The organism is Pseudoalteromonas luteoviolacea (genome assembly GCF_001696455.1).
Lineage (GTDB): Bacteria > Pseudomonadota > Gammaproteobacteria > Enterobacterales > Alteromonadaceae > Pseudoalteromonas > Pseudoalteromonas luteoviolacea_C.
Genome location: NZ_MAUJ01000001.1, coordinates 671,587 through 690,392 on the forward strand (window position 1 = coordinate 671,587; position 18,806 = coordinate 690,392).

Annotated in this window: 14 protein-coding genes; 12 read left to right on the top strand and 2 right to left on the bottom strand. The window is 42.0% G+C overall.

The annotated features are described in order from the left end of the window. The first annotated feature begins 71 nt into the window (after positions 1-71). From A7985_RS02860 to A7985_RS02900, 9 genes are all read left to right on the top strand, one after another. A complete protein-coding gene (locus A7985_RS02860; RefSeq protein ID WP_065788914.1) occupies positions 72-491 on the top strand; it encodes a hypothetical protein in 420 nt (139 codons plus the stop codon). Between the two features lie 54 nt (positions 492-545). Beyond that, complete coding sequence (locus A7985_RS02865; RefSeq protein ID WP_065788915.1) at positions 546-902, top strand: hypothetical protein; 357 nt, start codon at positions 546-548, stop codon at positions 900-902. Between the two features lie 37 nt (positions 903-939). After that, positions 940-1,338, top strand: coding sequence for a hypothetical protein (locus tag A7985_RS02870; protein ID WP_065788916.1), 399 nt, complete (start codon positions 940-942; stop codon positions 1,336-1,338). Positions 1,339-1,378: 40 nt separating this feature from the next. Continuing rightward, a complete protein-coding gene (locus tag A7985_RS02875) occupies positions 1,379-3,646 on the top strand; it encodes a GNAT family N-acetyltransferase (protein ID WP_065788917.1) in 2,268 nt (755 codons plus the stop codon). 70 nt (positions 3,647-3,716) lie between these two features. Further along, positions 3,717-4,883, top strand: a complete 1,167-nt coding sequence (locus A7985_RS02880) for a hypothetical protein (protein WP_065788918.1) — start codon at positions 3,717-3,719, stop codon at positions 4,881-4,883. A 150-nt stretch (positions 4,884-5,033) separates the two neighbouring features. Next, a complete protein-coding gene (locus tag A7985_RS02885; protein ID WP_065788919.1) occupies positions 5,034-6,779 on the top strand; it encodes a hypothetical protein in 1,746 nt (581 codons plus the stop codon). Positions 6,780-7,092: 313 nt separating this feature from the next. Then, on the top strand, positions 7,093-9,933 hold the full coding sequence (locus A7985_RS02890; RefSeq protein WP_065788920.1) for a hypothetical protein: 2,841 nt from the start codon (positions 7,093-7,095) through the stop codon (positions 9,931-9,933). A gap of 361 nt (positions 9,934-10,294) precedes the next feature. Then, positions 10,295-11,587 (top strand): hypothetical protein, encoded by a 1,293-nt coding sequence (locus tag A7985_RS02895; protein ID WP_065788921.1) that lies wholly within the window; start codon positions 10,295-10,297, stop codon positions 11,585-11,587. 322 nt (positions 11,588-11,909) lie between these two features. Then, the gene (locus A7985_RS02900; RefSeq protein ID WP_065788922.1) at positions 11,910-13,238 is read left to right on the top strand and encodes a hypothetical protein; all 1,329 of its coding nucleotides are present in this window, start codon (positions 11,910-11,912) and stop codon (positions 13,236-13,238) included. 50 nt (positions 13,239-13,288) lie between these two features. Here the strand turns inward: A7985_RS02900 and A7985_RS02905 are convergent, their stop codons facing one another. Together A7985_RS02905 and A7985_RS02910 are read right to left on the bottom strand one after the other, a co-directional pair. Then, positions 13,289-14,077: a hypothetical protein gene (locus A7985_RS02905; RefSeq protein WP_065788923.1), complete on the bottom strand. Its 789-nt coding sequence runs from the start codon at positions 14,075-14,077 to the stop codon at positions 13,289-13,291. A gap of 330 nt (positions 14,078-14,407) precedes the next feature. Continuing rightward, positions 14,408-15,022 carry a FecR family protein gene (locus tag A7985_RS02910; RefSeq protein WP_065788924.1) on the bottom strand — a complete coding sequence of 205 codons (615 nt, stop codon included), beginning with the start codon at positions 15,020-15,022 and terminating at the stop codon, positions 14,408-14,410. A 186-nt stretch (positions 15,023-15,208) separates the two neighbouring features. Between A7985_RS02910 and A7985_RS02915 the strand changes: the two genes are divergently transcribed. The 3 genes from A7985_RS02915 to A7985_RS02925 all read left to right on the top strand — a co-directional run bounded on the left by A7985_RS02915 (position 15,209) and on the right by A7985_RS02925 (position 18,759). Continuing rightward, complete coding sequence (locus A7985_RS02915) at positions 15,209-15,970, top strand: enoyl-CoA hydratase-related protein (protein ID WP_081310402.1); 762 nt, start codon at positions 15,209-15,211, stop codon at positions 15,968-15,970. 109 nt (positions 15,971-16,079) lie between these two features. After that, complete coding sequence (locus A7985_RS02920; RefSeq protein WP_141685253.1) at positions 16,080-16,490, top strand: hypothetical protein; 411 nt, start codon at positions 16,080-16,082, stop codon at positions 16,488-16,490. 568 nt (positions 16,491-17,058) lie between these two features. Continuing rightward, positions 17,059-18,759 (top strand): phage tail sheath family protein, encoded by a 1,701-nt coding sequence (locus A7985_RS02925; protein ID WP_065788927.1) that lies wholly within the window; start codon positions 17,059-17,061, stop codon positions 18,757-18,759. The last annotated feature ends 47 nt before the right edge of the window (positions 18,760-18,806 follow it).

Here is an 18,806-nt window from a genome sequence, read left to right on the forward strand (position 1 = left end):
GCTTTTTCAATTCATAGTTCATACACCCGTAGCAAACTGATATACACGCTACCTTAACCAAGGAGGCCGTTATGGCACAGAAGACACTTTCTGGAATTCTCGCTGCGATCGATGCAGAGCAAATCGCAGTTAATATGACCGCGACTAAATCACTTTATAGATACACAGGTATTGTTGATCGTGTCAATACAGTTAAAAAGGATGCGAACGTTGATTTATCGACAGCGAACAATGATAACTTTTTGACTAATACCTTAAACCTCGCTGATGGTGACAAGATATTGCTAACTAAGCAATCGATACCTTCGCAAAATGGGGTTTACCAGAGAATCGCCGATACTCTGAACAGAATCACCTATCCAAATATTGAGTTAGGCAACCTAGTGGAGCTTTTAGGCACACCGCCTACATCATCGACCGAATTCTACAAGTTGATGGAAGGTGATCAGTGGTCCCACGTCTTAATCAGTGACGGTGCAGTCATAGCATAACCAAAGTGGCCAAGTGAAAAACTTGGCCACTTTGATCTTATGAGGTTGGCAAGCATGGCTTTTGAATATTTGAACGTCAACGCGCTACTTAATCGTTTTAACGCACATCAACAACACATGGAAAGGTATATCGGCTTTCTTGGCACTGTGGATTTTGTATTTGAATCCGAGCAAGTGTTAAGTAAACCACTGTCACCAAAGCACTGGCAATCTAAAGTGCTTTTAATGGCACAAGTAGATGAAACGCAAAATGGACTGTATGAAATTACAGAAACAGGCCTTTGGCAGCGCGTTGAAGGCGAGCTTGAAGTGGGCAATGTTACAGCGTTGCGTAAAGAGTCGAGTAAGTTTTTTAAACTGGTTGCTTTGAAAGCAAATAAACAGCGTTGGCAAGCGTTTAACCTGATATAGCCAGTAACTCAGAATAAAAATTAATTGAGAACCCATCATGACAAAGCTGTTGAGAGAAACGCTCAAGTCTTTTTTTCGTCGAGGTGCCAAGCCTACAGAGTCTCAATTTGCAAAGTTGATAGATGCCTGCGTCATGTTTGGTGAAGATGGAATCAACAAACGAGACTCAGGTATTGAAATAACCGAAAACCTCACTGTCAAAGGCAGTCTGATTGTCGATGGCACGTTTTGGTTAGCCGCATCACCACAAACAGAAAGTAACTCGGTGGCTCCCCCAATTTTAGGTCAAGTACCAATGGGAGTTGTTTTGTTATGGTTTGGAGACGATTTACCACATGGCTTTGCAAAATGCGACGGAATAGCTGGGCGGCCGTTTATCGAACCACCCAGTCATGGTTCGGGTAAGTTAAATTACATCATCAGGCTAGCGGAGTAGTGGGGGCTAATACCTGAAATAACCACAACAGAAATGAACAATGACAGAAAGAAATGAAGCAAATCTGGATAATTTAGGTAAGGCGTTTAAAGGCGTGGAGTACGCAACGCTCAGTTTGGCGCCTCAGTCAACGCCATTAACGGAGGAGCAAAAACACGGATGCGCTTTTATGCCTGCTTTAGAAGCAAAGGTTTGGCCCAAAACGATTCGAAACCTTGGGTATAATCAAGCGTGGATTGAACTGTATGCTGAGTCTATACTGGCTTGGTTGCATGAAGCGAATCAAAGTAAGCTGCTTGATCTATCAAAACCAGTTTATTTATTACTACTTGGTGTTGTTAACTATCGCCTTGGGTTAGCCTTGCTACGTAGACTGTTGCATGAACAGGCGTCACAGGGACTGATAGAAACCAAGCTATGCATGGTTTTTACTGTTGATGGCAAGCATAACCAAACACTTTTATCTAACCACCCTGACTTTAGCTACTTTTACGAAAGACAACAGGCGCTGATAGTTAATTGGGACACATCATCTTCGAGCACGATACCGACTCATGCACTCGATGGCACTGCCTTAATCACTGATGCAAACCCAGCAATACTCATTGGCCATAAGGTCTTCTCTCAACTCCCCCAGACTATTTATCATATTCATTACCAACAAATTTTCCGGGCGGAACTGGCTTTAATTTCAAATTATGGGGATTGCTTAAACAAGGCGTCTCATTCTCAGCAAGCGCAAAGCGAAATGCCATTGCTTTGGGAGATGCATAAACAACACACTTTAAAGCGCGTAGCGCAACACAACAACCAAGAAGTGGCAATAAACTGGCTACAAACATCTATTGATGAAGAAGCCACCAAGCGCAATGAAGCGCTCAGTGAATGGGTAAAAAAAGTACTTCAGCATCATACCCTAGATGGCGTGAGTAAAATGATTGCGGTCCCGGACAACGCCGTCAAAGTGATACGTGAATTTGAGATAACATTTCCCAAAGGAAGCATGCAGCTTATCAGTGATGGCGCGCAGCAAGCACAAGGGACCACGCTACCTGGGAACATGCGCGACTGCGAGATAACTCTGCCACTTGATTTTATGGCGCTTAACCAAGTGTTAGCCGATGACAATAAAGTGAAAACCATAGAGCTACCATGTGGTCATGAGCAAGTGAGCTTATCGATGAGTCATCGATTGAACAGCAACTTTGACTATACACGACATGTCTTCGAGCAAATATGTAAGTCCAGTTCACCCGTAACCAGCGCGCACGTCATTAATAGCTTGGGTAATGTAGTGGATGTATTAAGCGAGGAGCAGATCCAAGCGCATCTTGTCCAAAGTGGGTATGACCCAAAAGTACTTGCCAAATTTTTACCGCGCTTATTGAAAAAAGGGGTCTCTGTTTCATCTCGAATAGCTTTGTGTGACATGCTCGACAACGTGTGGCAGAACCACGTGGTCGACATGGAATATGAGACCTTTGCATTTGAACTGGGCCTTTTAGCCATAGATCTGAGTCATTGGTCGCTTGCAAAATCCTGCATGCTCATGCGAATGGACATCAGTGGCCCAAGTACGGCTTGCTTGCACAATTTAGCACTATCGGCTTGGGCTACGGGTGAGCTAGATATCGCCGAGCAAAGTATTACCTTAGCGTCGGATTTGAATCCTGATGACACCCAAGTGCGAAAGTTAAAATCGGATGTTTTTGCCTTTCGAAATCGCTGTGCACGGGTTGCATGGTTTGAGCCTTCTATAACAGATGAGCGATTAGAAGGAGTGGGGCTAAAACTTTTACCTCTTGGTCAACACCAATTAGGCGAGTTTTTTTTGCAATATCGTCGCCCAGACATTGCAGAGCGATTACGGAGTGTGCGCTTAAACACGTTTGCTCAACTGGAGTCGATTTGGCCAATTTGGCTTGAGGAAGGGGACCTTAATCAAAAAGCGCATTTTGCGTTAGTGCACGAAGGCTTCGGCTTAATAGGCGGTGTGGTCGTTGACTTTGATAATCAGGAATACTGCGCAGATGCAGGAGACACTTCAAGTGCATTACGAGCTGCCCAGATGTCATTTTGGATTGGTTGCGACTATCAAAACCGAGGCTTTGGTAAGGCGGGGGTGAAGCTGGCGATCTCTCATATCCAACAACTTGCAAAGCCTCTACACCTTTCTCACATCAAAACTTCAGCTTGGCTGCACAATTATGCGTCTAGACGCATTTTGACGCGCACCGGTTTTACCGAATACAAGCGAATAAAAGTAGGCGGCAGCACAGAGGAGGTTTTTTATGAATTGAGTCTTTAGCTTCGAGTTTTATCGCGTACATAAAATCGCAAACTAGGTAAAACGCGCAGGAAATGTCTTTGGAGGAAACATGCAAGCCAGCAAAAAAGTAAAAGACGTACGACTAGACGATAACGTTAAATATGGTGCTGAAAACACACAGCTACAACAATTGGGGAAGACGGTATATCAAACTCAAACATCACTTTCTGTGGCTCAAAGCGCGGCGAAAAAAATGAGTATAGAGGTGCCAAACAGTGAAAATGGGGCTTTGGGCGTCATGTTTGCCGGGTCTCACTCTTTGGGCGCTGTTTCGGGAGAAAAGGCATCTGTTAAAGCCCGTATATTTAAGGACAGGGTTGCCAGTGAGTATGGTCTATCGGCGGTAAGTAGAGACCCAATGACCAAGCGCACCTTCCTAGCCAGTTTAGAAAATGAATTAAAATTAGAGTCAGAGGAGGAGCAAAAAGCAGCTCAAAGTGCAGTTTCAACCGCGTTTGAAGAGAGTGACTGGACATGTGCGGCACCTAAATTACTCATGGATTCTATAGAGCGTAAATCGTCGGGCCCTTACTTTATGAGTGAAGTGTGGTTTGGCCCAGATAAAGCGCCATGGCGTAAGGAGCAGCCTATGGCGTCATGCGTGCAACACTGTGCAAATTTTTTATCGCTGTTAATCAGTAAGTTAGATCGTTTTTCGAACCAGCTGGACCCTTCACGAGAGAGGCCTGAAACGGAGGCAGACCGAGTCATTGAGAAAGACAGGTTAAGGCTTGTACAAGCGCAGGAGCATGCCCGCTTTCAAAAATTGCAGCAACAACAAGCGGATGAAGCGAAAGACCAGCACATTGCAACGGAGAGTGGAAAAATTCAGGCAATGTTGGCTTCAATTTACGAGAAAAATGACGAAGAGATTGAGCGTAAATTGGGGTCAGGCACCTATTTCGAAGAAGCTGTGTTGGCTAAACGCATTATCGAACAATCGGAATCTGTACACCAACAAATACTCGGTCTTTCAGATAAAAAACGCGCAAGTTTAACTTCTTATGAAACGTTTGATTATGAGGTTCTATCTTTAGGAAAAAACCAAGGGTTCAATTTGCAAAGTAAAGACAGCGAAAAGAGTAAGCAAAAGCTGAGGCAGTATTTTACTGAGAAAATGCAAGGCGTGATTGAAAACGCCATTAAAGAAGATGAGTCAGGTGATGACATAACCAAAGTTGTTTTAGAAAAAGTCATATTCAAACTACCTAAATGACCTTTCTAGCTACCTATTTGGGTAAATGATCCTACAGGCACTGTCACTTTGGTCATCTATAAGGTTATCGCACCAAACACGAAAAAAGAACGAAACGAATAAGCAGAGGTAATTTGTTTCTCTGACCGAGTGTGATCAAGGAGTATCAAAATGGAAACAGAACAAAAGAAACATGTTTTAATTGGCGCAATGATAAAGGGCCAAGATAACCCGGCTTTCAATAAAGACGTTGGGAAATGGAAAGATGTTTCGACCGATAAAGTATTTAATAAAAGTCTGCATCGTGGAGGAATTAATTATGTGCCCCCTGCGGGACATTTTAAATGGGATGTCGATGGGTTAAATCATAATGTTTCTCGTATCAGAGGCATGGCTGGCTTTTCAGAAGATGACCCAAACTTTCATATTATTGCTAATGTAAATACTTATCAAACACCTGGGTTTGGTGATATCCCCGCAAGTAGCGAACAAAAACATATGACGACATTTGGCAGCGGATGGGCATTGCCTTATAAATTAAATCCGTATTCAGATGCTGAAAATTATGAAGAAGACCATCTAGAAGTATTGACGCATTGGCAGAAGTACCCGCTTGACCCAGAAGAGAAAATGAATGGCAACAATAGCATGGGCCCTGATAATGCCAAGCATGTACTCAGATATCTTACTAAAAAATATTGGTCAGAAAATAAGAACTTTGTTATTCCGCATCGAGGCCTTAGAAATGAAACCATTAAGCATATCGGTAGCTTAAAAATTATCGATAAAGCTGCTGATGGAGAATACGATTATCTATCCATCATTCATTTAGATGATGACATGCAAATCAAAGATCCCAGTATTGTAAAAAAAATACTCGAAGAGAATGAAGTTAGAGCTGACTCTGAAGTATCTAAAACGAAGAAGGAGCCCCATGGCATTGCTTTTTCAACCCCTGGGTACATATATAATATGGAGTCAAACTTACTTGAGTACACGGCGAGTATTTTAAGCCATATTGGGGGGAGAATCACAGAAGATGCTTATCCATCGGAGCCTGGGTTAACCTTTACGTATAGGAAAGATGCAGAAGAAAATGTATGGCGTAAGTTTTTAACTCAGAACCCATGGGGAGTCGAGAACGATAACCTACAGGAATTACCTTCATACGGTAAAAAGCAACAGGCTGCGCGTGTTGAGTCAAAAGAAGGAAGAGCATTTGCCGCGATGTTTTCGAGTTACATGATTACTCAGCGCAAAGGACTTAAAAATGCGGCCAAATATAAGGTACCCATCAGAAATAGTGGCTTCTTTTCGGTTGATATGAGCAGCCTCGCCAAAACAGAGATACTCGGTAAAAATGACGATATTGATCTGAAAAGTCTAGACCTTAATGCCGTACAAGATTTAATCCACACTTACATTAAAAGAAATAAATACCACCCATTAAACAGCTCATCAAGGAGTGCTCAGTCATTCATAAAGTATGTTCTGCCTAAAGTCGCTGAATTTGTCAAAAGCGTGATTGAAGATACAGAGACGTCTGAAAGCAATAAGGCCGACAAAATTCTACACGCCTTGGAAGAGAAATCTGACGCTTGGTATAAGTCTCAAATGTCACCGAAAAAAGAAGCGCAGCCAACCGATTATATAGAGGCTGTGAAGCACTACTGGGAAGAAAACGTGCTCAATACAGTGCAATATGTGAATGAAACTTTTAGTGGACATATGAATTTTGAAGAAGTTGATTATGATGACGTTGTTGATGCGTTAACAGATAGCCAAAATGCGAGTCGAACTGACAACCCATTCGAACTAGATTACGTGACTGGTGAAACTGAATATATTCAATATATTGGTGAAATTAACACAGCGATACGTGCGTATATAGATAAAGTTAAAAGCGATTACGTTTAATTTATAATCAGCTCTATTTTTAATACAGGGCTAGACATTCTAAATACATCATTTCAGTCTGGTCCTTAAAAATTCACCTCAATTGCTACCTACTTAACTTAGTACATTGAACGCGTCATCTCGATTTCGAAGCCGCTTTGGAGCACCTACCAAATCTAAGTTACCGCGTTGCTCCGCGACAACCTGAAAGGGCTATGAACTGCACTGTCGAAGGGTTGTAAGTTGGCTCTTCTACAGCGCAGGTATTCAAGCCTTTTTAATTCTATTCACACCTCTTCATATTTCTTTGTCTCAACAAAAGGAAAACTTTTAAATGCAAAAACAACAGCAAGAACAGGAGTTAAACCCTGTTTCACAACTTTACCCCACCAAAACAGCGCTCTCAGTCAGCAAGGCACTTGATGCCGATTCTGTAAGTGTCGACTTGCTGTCTTCAGGCGTCGACGTTGCAAAACGTTATGCATCTCAAGTTGTTTGGGATCATTTTAATGGAGACCAAACCGCTAAGTTAATCATTGCCAGTGTTTTTAACTACGCAATGACATCGCTGAAGTCTTTAAACCCATGGGTGACAGCCATTGCTCAGGCGTTGGTTTTTCTGGCGAAAGTACCAGCGGGAGTGGTGTCTGCCGTTTTATGGGCTATTGGTAAAATGTGGTTGTGGGTAGCCAACAAATTTTACAATGGAGGCTGGGTGGCCATGGCTTGGGGGGATATAGATGAAGCATACATCTATCAGTGGCTCAAAAAAGGTAAAGATGCTCATGCAGCATTAAGTGCCTTAGTAGAAAACCTAGAAGCTTGGGTTAAGTATATTCAAGATAAGTTATCGAGCAGAGTGGCGGGCTTAATTGGCGTGAGCGCGGATAGTGACCCATCTGAAGAGCAACCATCTGATACAGACTCCGACTCCGACTCCGAGTCATCGCCAAATATTGTCGATAATAAGTTTATTTCACTCGGTATTAATCAGCCGGACTTAATGGAGTGGGAAGATGGCGCAAATCGACCGAAGCGGGCTGGTCTTCATGGTACAGGCGTGGCGAAGGTAAATCTGCTCGGTCAGCAATTTGGTGGTGACATTGATGTGAAATTGCCATTCGGCTCAGGTTGGGAGGTGTCAGTCGCACCTGTATTTGCCAGTCAACAAGGTGTCGGATTCAGTGGATTTATCAGTGCGCATCAAGTGCTAGGCGATGAACTTGTCATAAATGAAGAGGGTTTGTCTAGCTTTAAAGCCAGTATTGTCGGGTTAGATATTGCAGATAAGCGCGTTTATTCAGATCTATTATCCTTGCACTACAATAAGCAGCAAAAAGAAGTGCATTTCGCAGGTGATGCCCATGTGCCTCTTTGGGATAAGAAAAAACTCGATGGTGACTTTAATTTAAAACTGGATACAGCCGGTAAATTTAAATCTTCACGTGCAAAAATTTCTTCAACCGATACGTTTGAAGTAATCCCAAACTATTTATCTGTAAGTAATCTTTCTGGCGAAGTTGAAGTTGCCAAGGATGCGGCGCCTGAATTTGAAGTAGGAACTGATGTTTCATTGTATGGTTTGCCTGCAGGGGTAAAAGCATCGGTAACCCAAGCAAAGGTGATGTATCACGACGAGCAGCTAGGAGGTGAAATAGAGGAAGCGGAAGTTGAAATACCCGTTAGCAAACATACAACGATGACACTGGCTCTGAGCAAAGCAAAATTCACGAAAGAAAAAATTGAAGCAGAAAATGCCTACATGGATCTGGATCACGATAATTCAAAGATCGCTAATGATAAAGCGGTTGTGGATTCTAGTTTTTTCTCTGGTAATTTCGACTTTGGCAAAGTCTTTGAACTAAAACAGTTAAAAGTGCATCAAGGGTTATCATCAATTAAGTTCGAAGGTGGTAAGTTTACGTATGAGAAAGATGAAAATAATGGCCTACAACTACTGCGAGCCAGAATCTTAGGTCTTGAGGCTTATTATGATAATGATAAGCGAGAAGGGGGCATTAAAGGAGAATGGAAAAAGGGCATTGACTTCCCTGCATTTTCACTAGACTTTCCGGTCGGAGCAGGGTTTGCAGGTGTCGCTATCGATGTGAGTGGTGGGTTTGAGTTTGGCGCCGGCATTGGCGCGACTTTAAAAAATAAGGAAGAAGAAAACACCGAAACCGACATGATATTTAACGTTATTGGTGAGGCATCTGCAAGTGCTAAGGCAAAGGCAAGGATAGAAGCGGGTGCATTTGTCGGCGTACCATACCTTGCAAAAGTGCAGGGTGGTCTATTTGGTGAGATTAGGGGCGGGGTAGAAGGCAAAGTTCTGGCTTCAGGGAGACTGAAGTATACGCGGGGTAAAGGGGGAGATAGCTTTGGCCATTTTGGTATTGATAAAGACTGGCCCATGCAAGGTGACTTTAGTTTAACTGGCTCACTCGAAGCTGAGGTGGGTGCGTCCATTAAAGCCAAGGTATTGACCTTTGAAAAGGAAATCGCGTCAGTTTCTATTGGTGATTGGACATTAGGTGAATATACCTTGGAAGGGACTATTAAAAAGAACCCAGACGGCAAAGGCTATCATATTGAACGCTCCAGTGGAGAATTTGCGAACAAAAAGCCAGAACCCGTGAAAGTTACAAAAGAAAACTTAGGCGTCGATAAATGGGTGACACAGTTAGAGAAAGACGGCAGTCAAATAGAGTATACAGAAGAAGAAGCAAAGAGGAAGTTACCTGAAGTCGCGAGAAAAACAGTTTATAGCCCTCTCAGCCGAGACCAAAAAGAGGATATTAAAGAAAGGTATACAAGCTTGCTGAAGCTGATGCCACAGCAATTGAAGTTTGGAAAAATTTATCAGAAATTTAAGACTGAGCGGGAGAAACTCCCAAACAGTGGTACATATATTTGGACTTCAAAGGTATGGAGTGAAGCTGTACAGCGTAAGAATTTCTGGTTCATTGAGCTGAGTTGGAGTAAAGCTAAAGTGGCTGACAAACTTGATGAGTATCACAAAGCGAAGTCTATCTTAGACCGTCGAGTGATTTTACAGAAGCTCGAAGAGATAGCGACTGACTATCGAACCAATCGCTCGAAGAATGAGGAAAATAAGGCCGCAGCACAAGAGTTCCTAGATAGTATCGATAAAGAAAGACTTATTTTAATGTAGTAGTGTTAGGTTTTTATTGTTTGTACAGCAATGGTTGTAAGGTGAGTGTAATACCTTGGGTAAACTTTTACAGTTATGGTTTTGGCAGGTTGAGGAAGCGGAGATTGAATTGGCTGCAACCTCAACTACTCCGGTATAACATGTAAAAGGAACAAACGTATGTTGAATTTGGTTGGATGTAATACAACATGACTCTCCCTACACACTGTTAGTATTTCTAATATGAGTCGAAATATAAAGCAGCCGAAGGCTGCTTTTTTTATGATAAAAATCATAATGTTACTTTTTGTAAAGGTGCTAATGCTTTGTAGTTGTTTTGTGTACAATGGCTGGGATTTAGTAATATTAGGGACAAAGACTCATGAAGAAGTTCTTTATTTCGCCAGTCGTCGCTGGTTTAGCCATTTCATTAAGTGGCTGCATCGATTCATCTAATGACAACAAGCCACAAATTCGAAAAGCAGAAAAACCAAAGCTTTCTTTTACGGCTCAAAAGTATACTCGATGCGGTATAAAAGATTATGCTGGCACTACAATCATATTTCATGACAAAGCAGGGCAGGAAATAGCCACATTTAAATCGCATGATTCAGCGCAGTTTACTCAAGAGATCCCTACGGGTGCGCAGCATGTGTCAATTATCGGCGAAAACGCGGTATTTGAATCTGAGAAAATTACAGGAGTGATCACGGCTCTAGATATTTCCCGAGGTGCCAAGCTTTCAAACGTCATGTTTTACGACCTGACAGAATCTTGTGAATGTAGAGATGTGACCGCAGACTTTACATCTTTGAATTCAACGCACAGTGCTTTTTACATTTTAGATTCGTACTTGTACCCGATAAGCGATGATCATGATGATTTAAAAGTATGTCAAAACAAGCGCAGTGCTTTTTACGCCATAAAACTACCTGGGTATGATGATGTTTTAGCGACATTGCGTGATATCCCAGCAGACAAGGATGAGCTGACCTTTAGTGGTAGCGATTTTAGTCATGAGGGTGTAAAGCTGGATGTGAGCGCATTACCTTTGAATTCCCGATACACTGTCAGAGGGATTGGAGAGTCTGATCAAGTCATTTATTCCCAAAGCAGCAGTGTCTCCGCCTCCGAAAGACAGGCTTATACATTCCCTTCGATTACAAGTGAAAACTACATAACTAGCTTCCAATCAGAGAGTGCAGAACTTGGCAATCTATCTTTTTACACGGTGAGCGGCGGCGTTTCTAAAATTGATGATACAGGTCTTGTGACCAGCATATCGATACCAGAACAACCTATGGACATGCTCGAAACCGTTTCAAATATTTTCGGACGCAGCACATTGGAGTATGACTTTTCCAATGTGGATAGTCGACTTAGGTTGGCACATTGGCGGTTTGAATACCAATGGATTGACAGCAGTGTCAACAGAGTTGACTGGGAAGTACAGGGATCACTCAAAGCAGAAATCCCTGAGCTTTCATTCGGAGACTTTTTAACTTTGCCAGAAGATCGACAAACGCAATCTGTCAAAGTGGTGATCAGTGGACATCAAGGGGCACCGACAGGATTAACAGAGTACAGAGCCAACATTAAAGATAACACGGATTTTGTGCACTCAGATAAATACCATTTTGTTAGGGTAGAAGCGACAAATTCGGTAACGTATTAGAAAGTGTTCTGGTTGCAGTCAAAAAGGCTGCAACGAACAGCTTAATTTGCATTCAATTCAGTTTACCTAGTGTGCTTTGGTTAAGGTTAAGAGCGCCAAATTAATAGTGTGTCCACTGGTTATTAATTAGAATAGGTTAAAATAACACCATTTTAAACTTAGAATGCCTTGCCCTAAACTAATCTTATTAATTATGTGTATTTTTGATTGAATATTAAACAACTTTATAATTTTAATAAAGCGCGGTTTGGAGCCGTCAAAAAAGATATACATAGACTTTTATAGTACAATAATTAAATCCATGATTTTGAGAAGTAATATAATGAGTAAAGTGTATAAACCCGCGCTATTGGCAGGGTGTTTGATACTTGCAGGGTGTGGTGGTTCTTCCGATAGAGCTTCAGAAAATAAGCCTAGTATATCAGCCGGTGAAGAGCAGCCAAAACTAACCTTTAATGTTAAAACACGTACGGACTGCGGCACCATACCTTATCCTAATGCCAGTGTGGTATTCCATGATACTGACGGTAACGTTTTAGCGACACATAAAACTGACAGCGTGGGCTTTTTTAGTCAAGATATTCCAGCCGGTGCCCTGCATGCTTCAGTAATAGGTGTCGAAGATTACGGCTACAATCGATTGGGGACAGGCGATAAGGGCAAGATCCGTAAAATACACACTGCACTCGATATTTCTGAAGGCGCACAATTAGAAACAATTGAGTTTTTTGATGCCTCTGGTTCGTGCCCCTGTCGAGATATAACCGTTGACTTGAGCGAACTTGCAGTTACCCATAGTGACTATAAAGTTTCCAGAGAGGATGGCGTAGGTTTTGATGGTTATAAAGGGTCGGTCAGTGTATGTGGACACAATCCTAAATTATATTATTCCATTAGCCTATCAGGTTACGACATGAGTAAATTGGCAGTCATTGATGTTCCAGCAGCATCATCGAGTGTGGTAATCACAGAGAGTGACTTTGTCCATGACAGTGTACGCGTTCCAACCGCGCACCTTGCTGATAAATCGAAAGTCTCTGTGAATGGTAGAGATAGTTATGGTGAGAAGATTTTATCTAACTTCGACGATGCAGGTGAGCATACAGTATTTAAAATTTACCCATCACTCTCGAACATTAATGAGCTGTTTAACTATAAAAGCACAGTAAGTTATCCTGAAGAGTTACCGGTTATTCATTCATGGGGGGTTATTACACACCTTGATAATGAGGGGAAAACAAACGAATTCGTGCTACCAGAAGCGCAGTTTGAACTTGCAAGTGAGTTAACTAAGGCTGTGTTAATGCAAGAGCAAGGGGATGTATATGCCTATAACTTCGAGGGCTTTGATACACGTTTGCAAGAGGCTACAGTGATTTTCAATTTCGAATTACTCGGCTCACCATACAAAAAATTAAAATGGATAGTCGCTGGTGGATTAAATTCTGAAATACCAAAGTTAACCTTTGGAGAGGAGTTTAAGGTTTCTAAGAGAAATGTTACCCCACATGCATCCCTTCATTTGTCAGGTTACCATGGTGCACCAACGAGCCTTGTTGATTATAGACAATATGTTCAACAACATATCGGCAAGACTTCAATAGGAGATCAGGTATTTATTCGTACCACACAAAGCCTTAGTGTGAATTAAAAAATGGCAGCTATTTAGCTGCCATTTTCCTATCTATATTTAGAAGATAATTACTTGATGATAAGTTGATCTTCGTAAGTGTAAATACCATTAGGATCTGTTAGGTTGAATACTTTAACAGCCATTGTTTTACCCGCTGCATTTTCACACTCGATGATTTGATAAAGCACAGGCTGTGCCGTGTCATTCGTGTATACTTTGTCTTGAGTGAATACATCAGCGTGGAAAACATTTGATGTATCTTTTCCGTGGAATAAACCCAGTGAAACACCACGGTTTGCAACTGTGTGGCAGTATGACTGAGAACGGTTTTGGTTATCTACATTAAGTGTGCTCTTCACGCGGTATGCAGAGTGGTAACCAAAAGAGTAAGGTTGGTTTACGAATTCACCAGCAGGCTCAACGGTAATATCCCAATTTACAATTGGTGCGCCTGGTACATTGACTAGTACGTGGTACCAAGTATTGTCTGCATCATAACAACCAAGCTTAAGTAACTTAGAATCTGTTAGGCGCGCTTCAGGGATACCGTTATTAACACCGATAGTTGCTTGACCTACGATGTTAGTATCTGGTTGCACAGCAGCATTCACAATGTGGCTGCCATCAACGTTTGAATATAGGTTGCCGTACTCACAGCGTGCGCCATCACGTAATTCAATGTCAGCTGAGAAGTTATGCGCAAATTCACTTGTGATTACTACACGGCTAACTGGGCCATCAGCATATACAGTGTGGCGATCATAACCATTTGTATCAGCGATATTGATAGGCGCAGCAACTGCACTTACTGAAGTTAACATTGCAGCAGCGAACGTACCTAATTTAAACATTTTCATTTTTAATCCTTTGGATAGTTTTTTAAACCAGCCTCATAGAGCTGGACTTTCACTTGTCAGTTTTAGTTAGTAGTTAGTTATCACTTGGGCCCAAAGCGGTAACGCGAAGCAAAAGTAGCAAACAAAAATAAAGCCGGCAAATTCGGTGAGCTTTTTTCAATTTTTGTGTTTTTATATTTTTATTTATATAAAAAACAAAAAGATATGATTTTTGTAAGTGGAAGGCGTAAGCTGAGTTAAGGTTGATGAAATAATTCATAATGAAGCATCACGGATTCTTCGCAACCCATTTTGCGAAGATAATGAATCATATGTTAGTTAAAGTGCGAATTATTGGATTGTTTTGACTGCGTCTTTTAATTTTTGCTCTGACCATTTCTCTGGTTGTGAAGGGGCTTCACCTTGACGCAAAGTTGACCCAGTACCTGGCTCGGAAATAACGACTCGGCCAAACTGGTTTTCAATGATGATAGGGTGTTCGCTGTCAAGCAAGATTACATCAATGGTTTCTTTACTGTAAAGGTTGCCACCCCAAAAATCGGTACCTCTAATACCTATTGAGCCTAACGGTGTTTTAATTTTGAAGTTAGGTCTGACAACTTTCGTGATTTCGCCTGTGACAACTCTAAACGCACCCGTTACAAATTCTAGGGTCGCGTTGGGGGATGGATGATCTGCACTGTGATTAAATTCCAAGATTGAAAAGCGCGTGTCTGCACCCAATGTGAGAATTGTGCCTTCAGTAAATTTTATTTGAGCACGTGCTTGTTCACCTGTAACAATGAAATCTTTAGCATATACCGCTGACTTTCTTTTTAATTTTCTTTGGTTTTTCTTTTGTTCTGCGACGACTGAATGTTTGGCTAATATAGTTTTTGCGATTTGTTCAGCGCTGGCTGAGAATGCAAAAATGCAGTAGCACAATAACGTTGTTGCAAGTTTCATATGTTCCTCATTTTTGAATTAATAACCTTCCTCTTCAACTTAGGTTTTAGTTCTTTTGTAAATTTAGCGCAAATAATCAATCACAATTTTATGCCGAGCACGTCATCAGAGTGAAAGAAACAATAACGGTAGCGATTTTCTGTGCGGGTAAATACATCGATACAACCGAGTGAGCCTATATCTGTAATGAAAACAAGTTCGATGCAGTGGGCACGTATGCAGTTGCATACCAAGGCTTGTTTAAGCAGCTCTGTCTTAAACCAGCTAAATCACTTTTTTAGTTCGGGATCTCAAGCTCAACCTCCTACTTTCAAAGTACTTAGTGGTAATAAAGACGGGGATTTCTGCTTGGGTGCTGATTTAAGCTTGTTATCTGAGCTTATTGAAAGTGGTGATAAGGACAAATTAGAAAATTACGGCAGCAGCTATTTGATGTTAATTGATCAGCTTCTTTGTGGTGCCAGAGACAACTTTACCAGTGTCGCAATAGTGCAGGGTCGTGCTTTTGGTGCAGGTATGCTGGTGGCATTGGCAGCAGATATTTTAATAGCAGAGACTCAATCTGAGTTTATGAACCCAAGTATTTTGTTTGAACAGTATCCATGTGCCGTATTAGCAAAAAAGCTGAGCGACAGAGCGTCTAGTGATGTGATTTTAGATGTATTCAGATCAGGAAAAAGATATGACGCGCAAGCATTGTTTGAATTGGGGTTGATCGATGTTGTATGTGATAAAGGGGCCGCCGAGCAACAAGTTTGCGAACTCATTGCGCATGCAAAGCAGCATCATTGTGGGCGAATTGCATTACAAAATTATCGCAATCGTCGCAACGGGCTAACCAACAAAACAAGAAAACAGTTGGTTGATAATTGGGTTTCGAAAGTCACCAAGGGTGATAAGCGCCTCGTCCAGTACTTACGAAGATTGGGGCGATTGCAAAGCGAATGAGAGTAGTGTGAGTTGGCAAACTGTATTGCGCGCAAGGATGGGGCGCAGTTTGCCTTTTTTTACTCACGGAGCAGTGCTTTTTGCCTACCTAAATGACGGAAATATACACATGATAAAAATACTCAACGCAAGTACGATATTTAACTTACTCTTAGACAAAGGCGTATTAATTGTACCGACTGCAGGACCTTTAGATGTTGTCTCCAAGGGGTTGATTTGCCAAGGAGAGATTGCTGTTCAAGACGACATAGAAAAGTTTTTACAAAAAAAAGTGAATATGTCTCCTTATATTCAAGGGGCATATGTCGCTGGAGGCTCAGTAACTTTTAGTGCGATTACTGATATCGTATTGTCTGAAGTTACCTTCAAAGGCGGTGCGCCAATTGTTTTAAAAGGTGATATAAAGTGTTCACTAAGCGTCATTCCTGCTTTAAATGATAAAGGGATCCCAGATCCGTCTCCACCTACCGAATTAACAGTCAAGTTTGTGCCAACTCAGCCCATTACCGTATCTAAATAAGCTTGGAAGCTGGCGCGTAACAAAATTGCCCGCCTGTCGGTAATTTACGAGTGTTAAAGAGCCTCTCTAGATGTGCTACAAGGCAAACTATCACTCGGTAACACTTTTAGCCAGCTGTGCGTTGACGATATAGCTCAATAGCAGCCCTTGCTTCTCCTTAAGACAGTATTCTCATTGCTTGTTTGTGCCTCATAGGCTTACTTAGCCGCTTCAATTATCTATCCCTTAAAGAAACTTCTTCTTTCTTTTTTGTCATATTTTTGGGCACTTTTCACCCATTTTAAAGTGACACGAAAGCATCTCAAAAAAAGTCACAGTTATTTTTCACAGCGCCAGATAAGAGGCGTCTTAGCCATACAAAATAATTTACAAGACACATCGGTTGGGACTGATGTGGCGGAGCCGTGGTAAAGGCTCTTTGTCTTAAGAGGCGCAAGCTTGTTTGGGTGGATTTATTCCCATTGATTTGCCACTCAATAGGTTGTCAGTTAGCCGAGTTTGCGCCTCATTTACCCAATTCTTGCCGTACTGGCTCATTAGAATGTAATTATCAACGTAAGGAAATATTATGCCTCAATATAAAACCCCAGACGTCTATGTCCAAGAGAAATCAACACTGCCACCTTCAGTGGCAGAAGTTGCAACGGCCATTCCAGCTTTCATTGGTTACACAACCAAACTGAATGAAGCAGGTGATGCACCAGCATACAAGAATACACCAGTTCGTATTACGAGCATGGTTGAATTTGAAGCGGTATTTGGTGGCGCGTACCAAGAGAGCTTTAAGCTTAAACCTAAGTCAGCAGGTGGCTTTGCAGTGATGTCTCCAGAAGGCGAGCTAGAAGATGCACAATACTTCTTGCATCAAGCTGTCAGTCATTACTTTGCCAATGGCGGCGGTGCATGTTACATCGTGAGCATTGGTACTGCGGGTGAAATGTTAGCAGCTGAAGGCTTCACTAAAGCAATTGATTTACTTAATAAAGTTGACGAAGTAACGTTAATCTCTAGCCCAGAGTCAATTGGCTTAGATACAACAAAACACTACGAAGTACAGAATAAAGCACTCGTTCACGCTGAAAAAAGAATGGACCGCTTTGCACTTGTCGACGTTCAAATGCAGGCCGATGTGGATAGCATTGACCCTATCTCTGAAGATGCAACAGCACTTCGCGCTGGTGCGACACTTGGCCTTAAGTATGGTGCTGCATACTATCCATACCTTACAACAACGATTGCGCGTGCATATGACGCGACTAAAGTCATTGTGGATGCGCCGTTGACTGCACAAGTCTGGTGGCCAAAGGATGTTTCACACAAATTGGTTTGCCTAAATGGTGCTGATTGGGCCGATATTGGTGAAGATTACTTACTGCCAAAAGGTGACAATACGGATGATATTGATGGTGATGAGTACGATCCATCAGGCAAGCGCTATTTAGTGCCTGAAACTGTGTTCGCGACGGATGGTACAAGTTATTACCGTTTAACCGATGGGGTAGAAGTTAAGCTTGAAAACGGTGCAATCGTTGAAACAGGCGGCACGCCATTAGTAATCGAAAACGAATTTGAACTGACACCAGTTACACTGAACTCACTTCAACTGGCAGCAATTGGCGACCCAGCTTACCCATTCTCTTCAGCAGATGTGTATAACCAAGTTAAAGCAGAGCTTGGCAAAAACTACCTAGACCTTCCTCCTTCACCTGCAATCGCCGGTGTTATGGCTAAAACGGACAAAGATCGCGGTGTATGGAAAGCGCCTGCGAATGCTGCACTTGCACAAGTACTCATGCCAAAGCTTACCATTGACAATGCAGACCAAGAAGGTCTAAACGTTGATGCAACATCAGGTAAGTCAATCAATGCTATCCGCACATTTGTAGGTAAAGGCACACTGGTGTGGGGTGCACGTACGCTTGCGGGTAATGACAATGAGTGGCGCTACGTATCGGTTCGCCGTTTGTTCAACATGGTTGAAGAGTCTGTTCAAAAAGCAACGCACTTTGCAGTATTTGAGCCAAACACACCATTCACATGGTTAAAACTAAAAACCATGATTGAAAGTTATTTAGAGAGCCTATGGCGTTCTGGCGCATTCTTTGGTGAAACGCCAGAGCAAGCATTTTTCGTGAACGTCGGCCTTGGTCAGACAATGACTGAAGATGATATTAACAATGGCCTAATGAACATTGAAATTGGTCTTGCAGCGGTGCGTCCAGCTGAATTCATCGTACTAACTTTCTCTCACAAAAGCTTAGAAGGCTAATCCTAGCTTTTGATTTTCCGCGAATCACAACGTCTATTTGGCCCGTT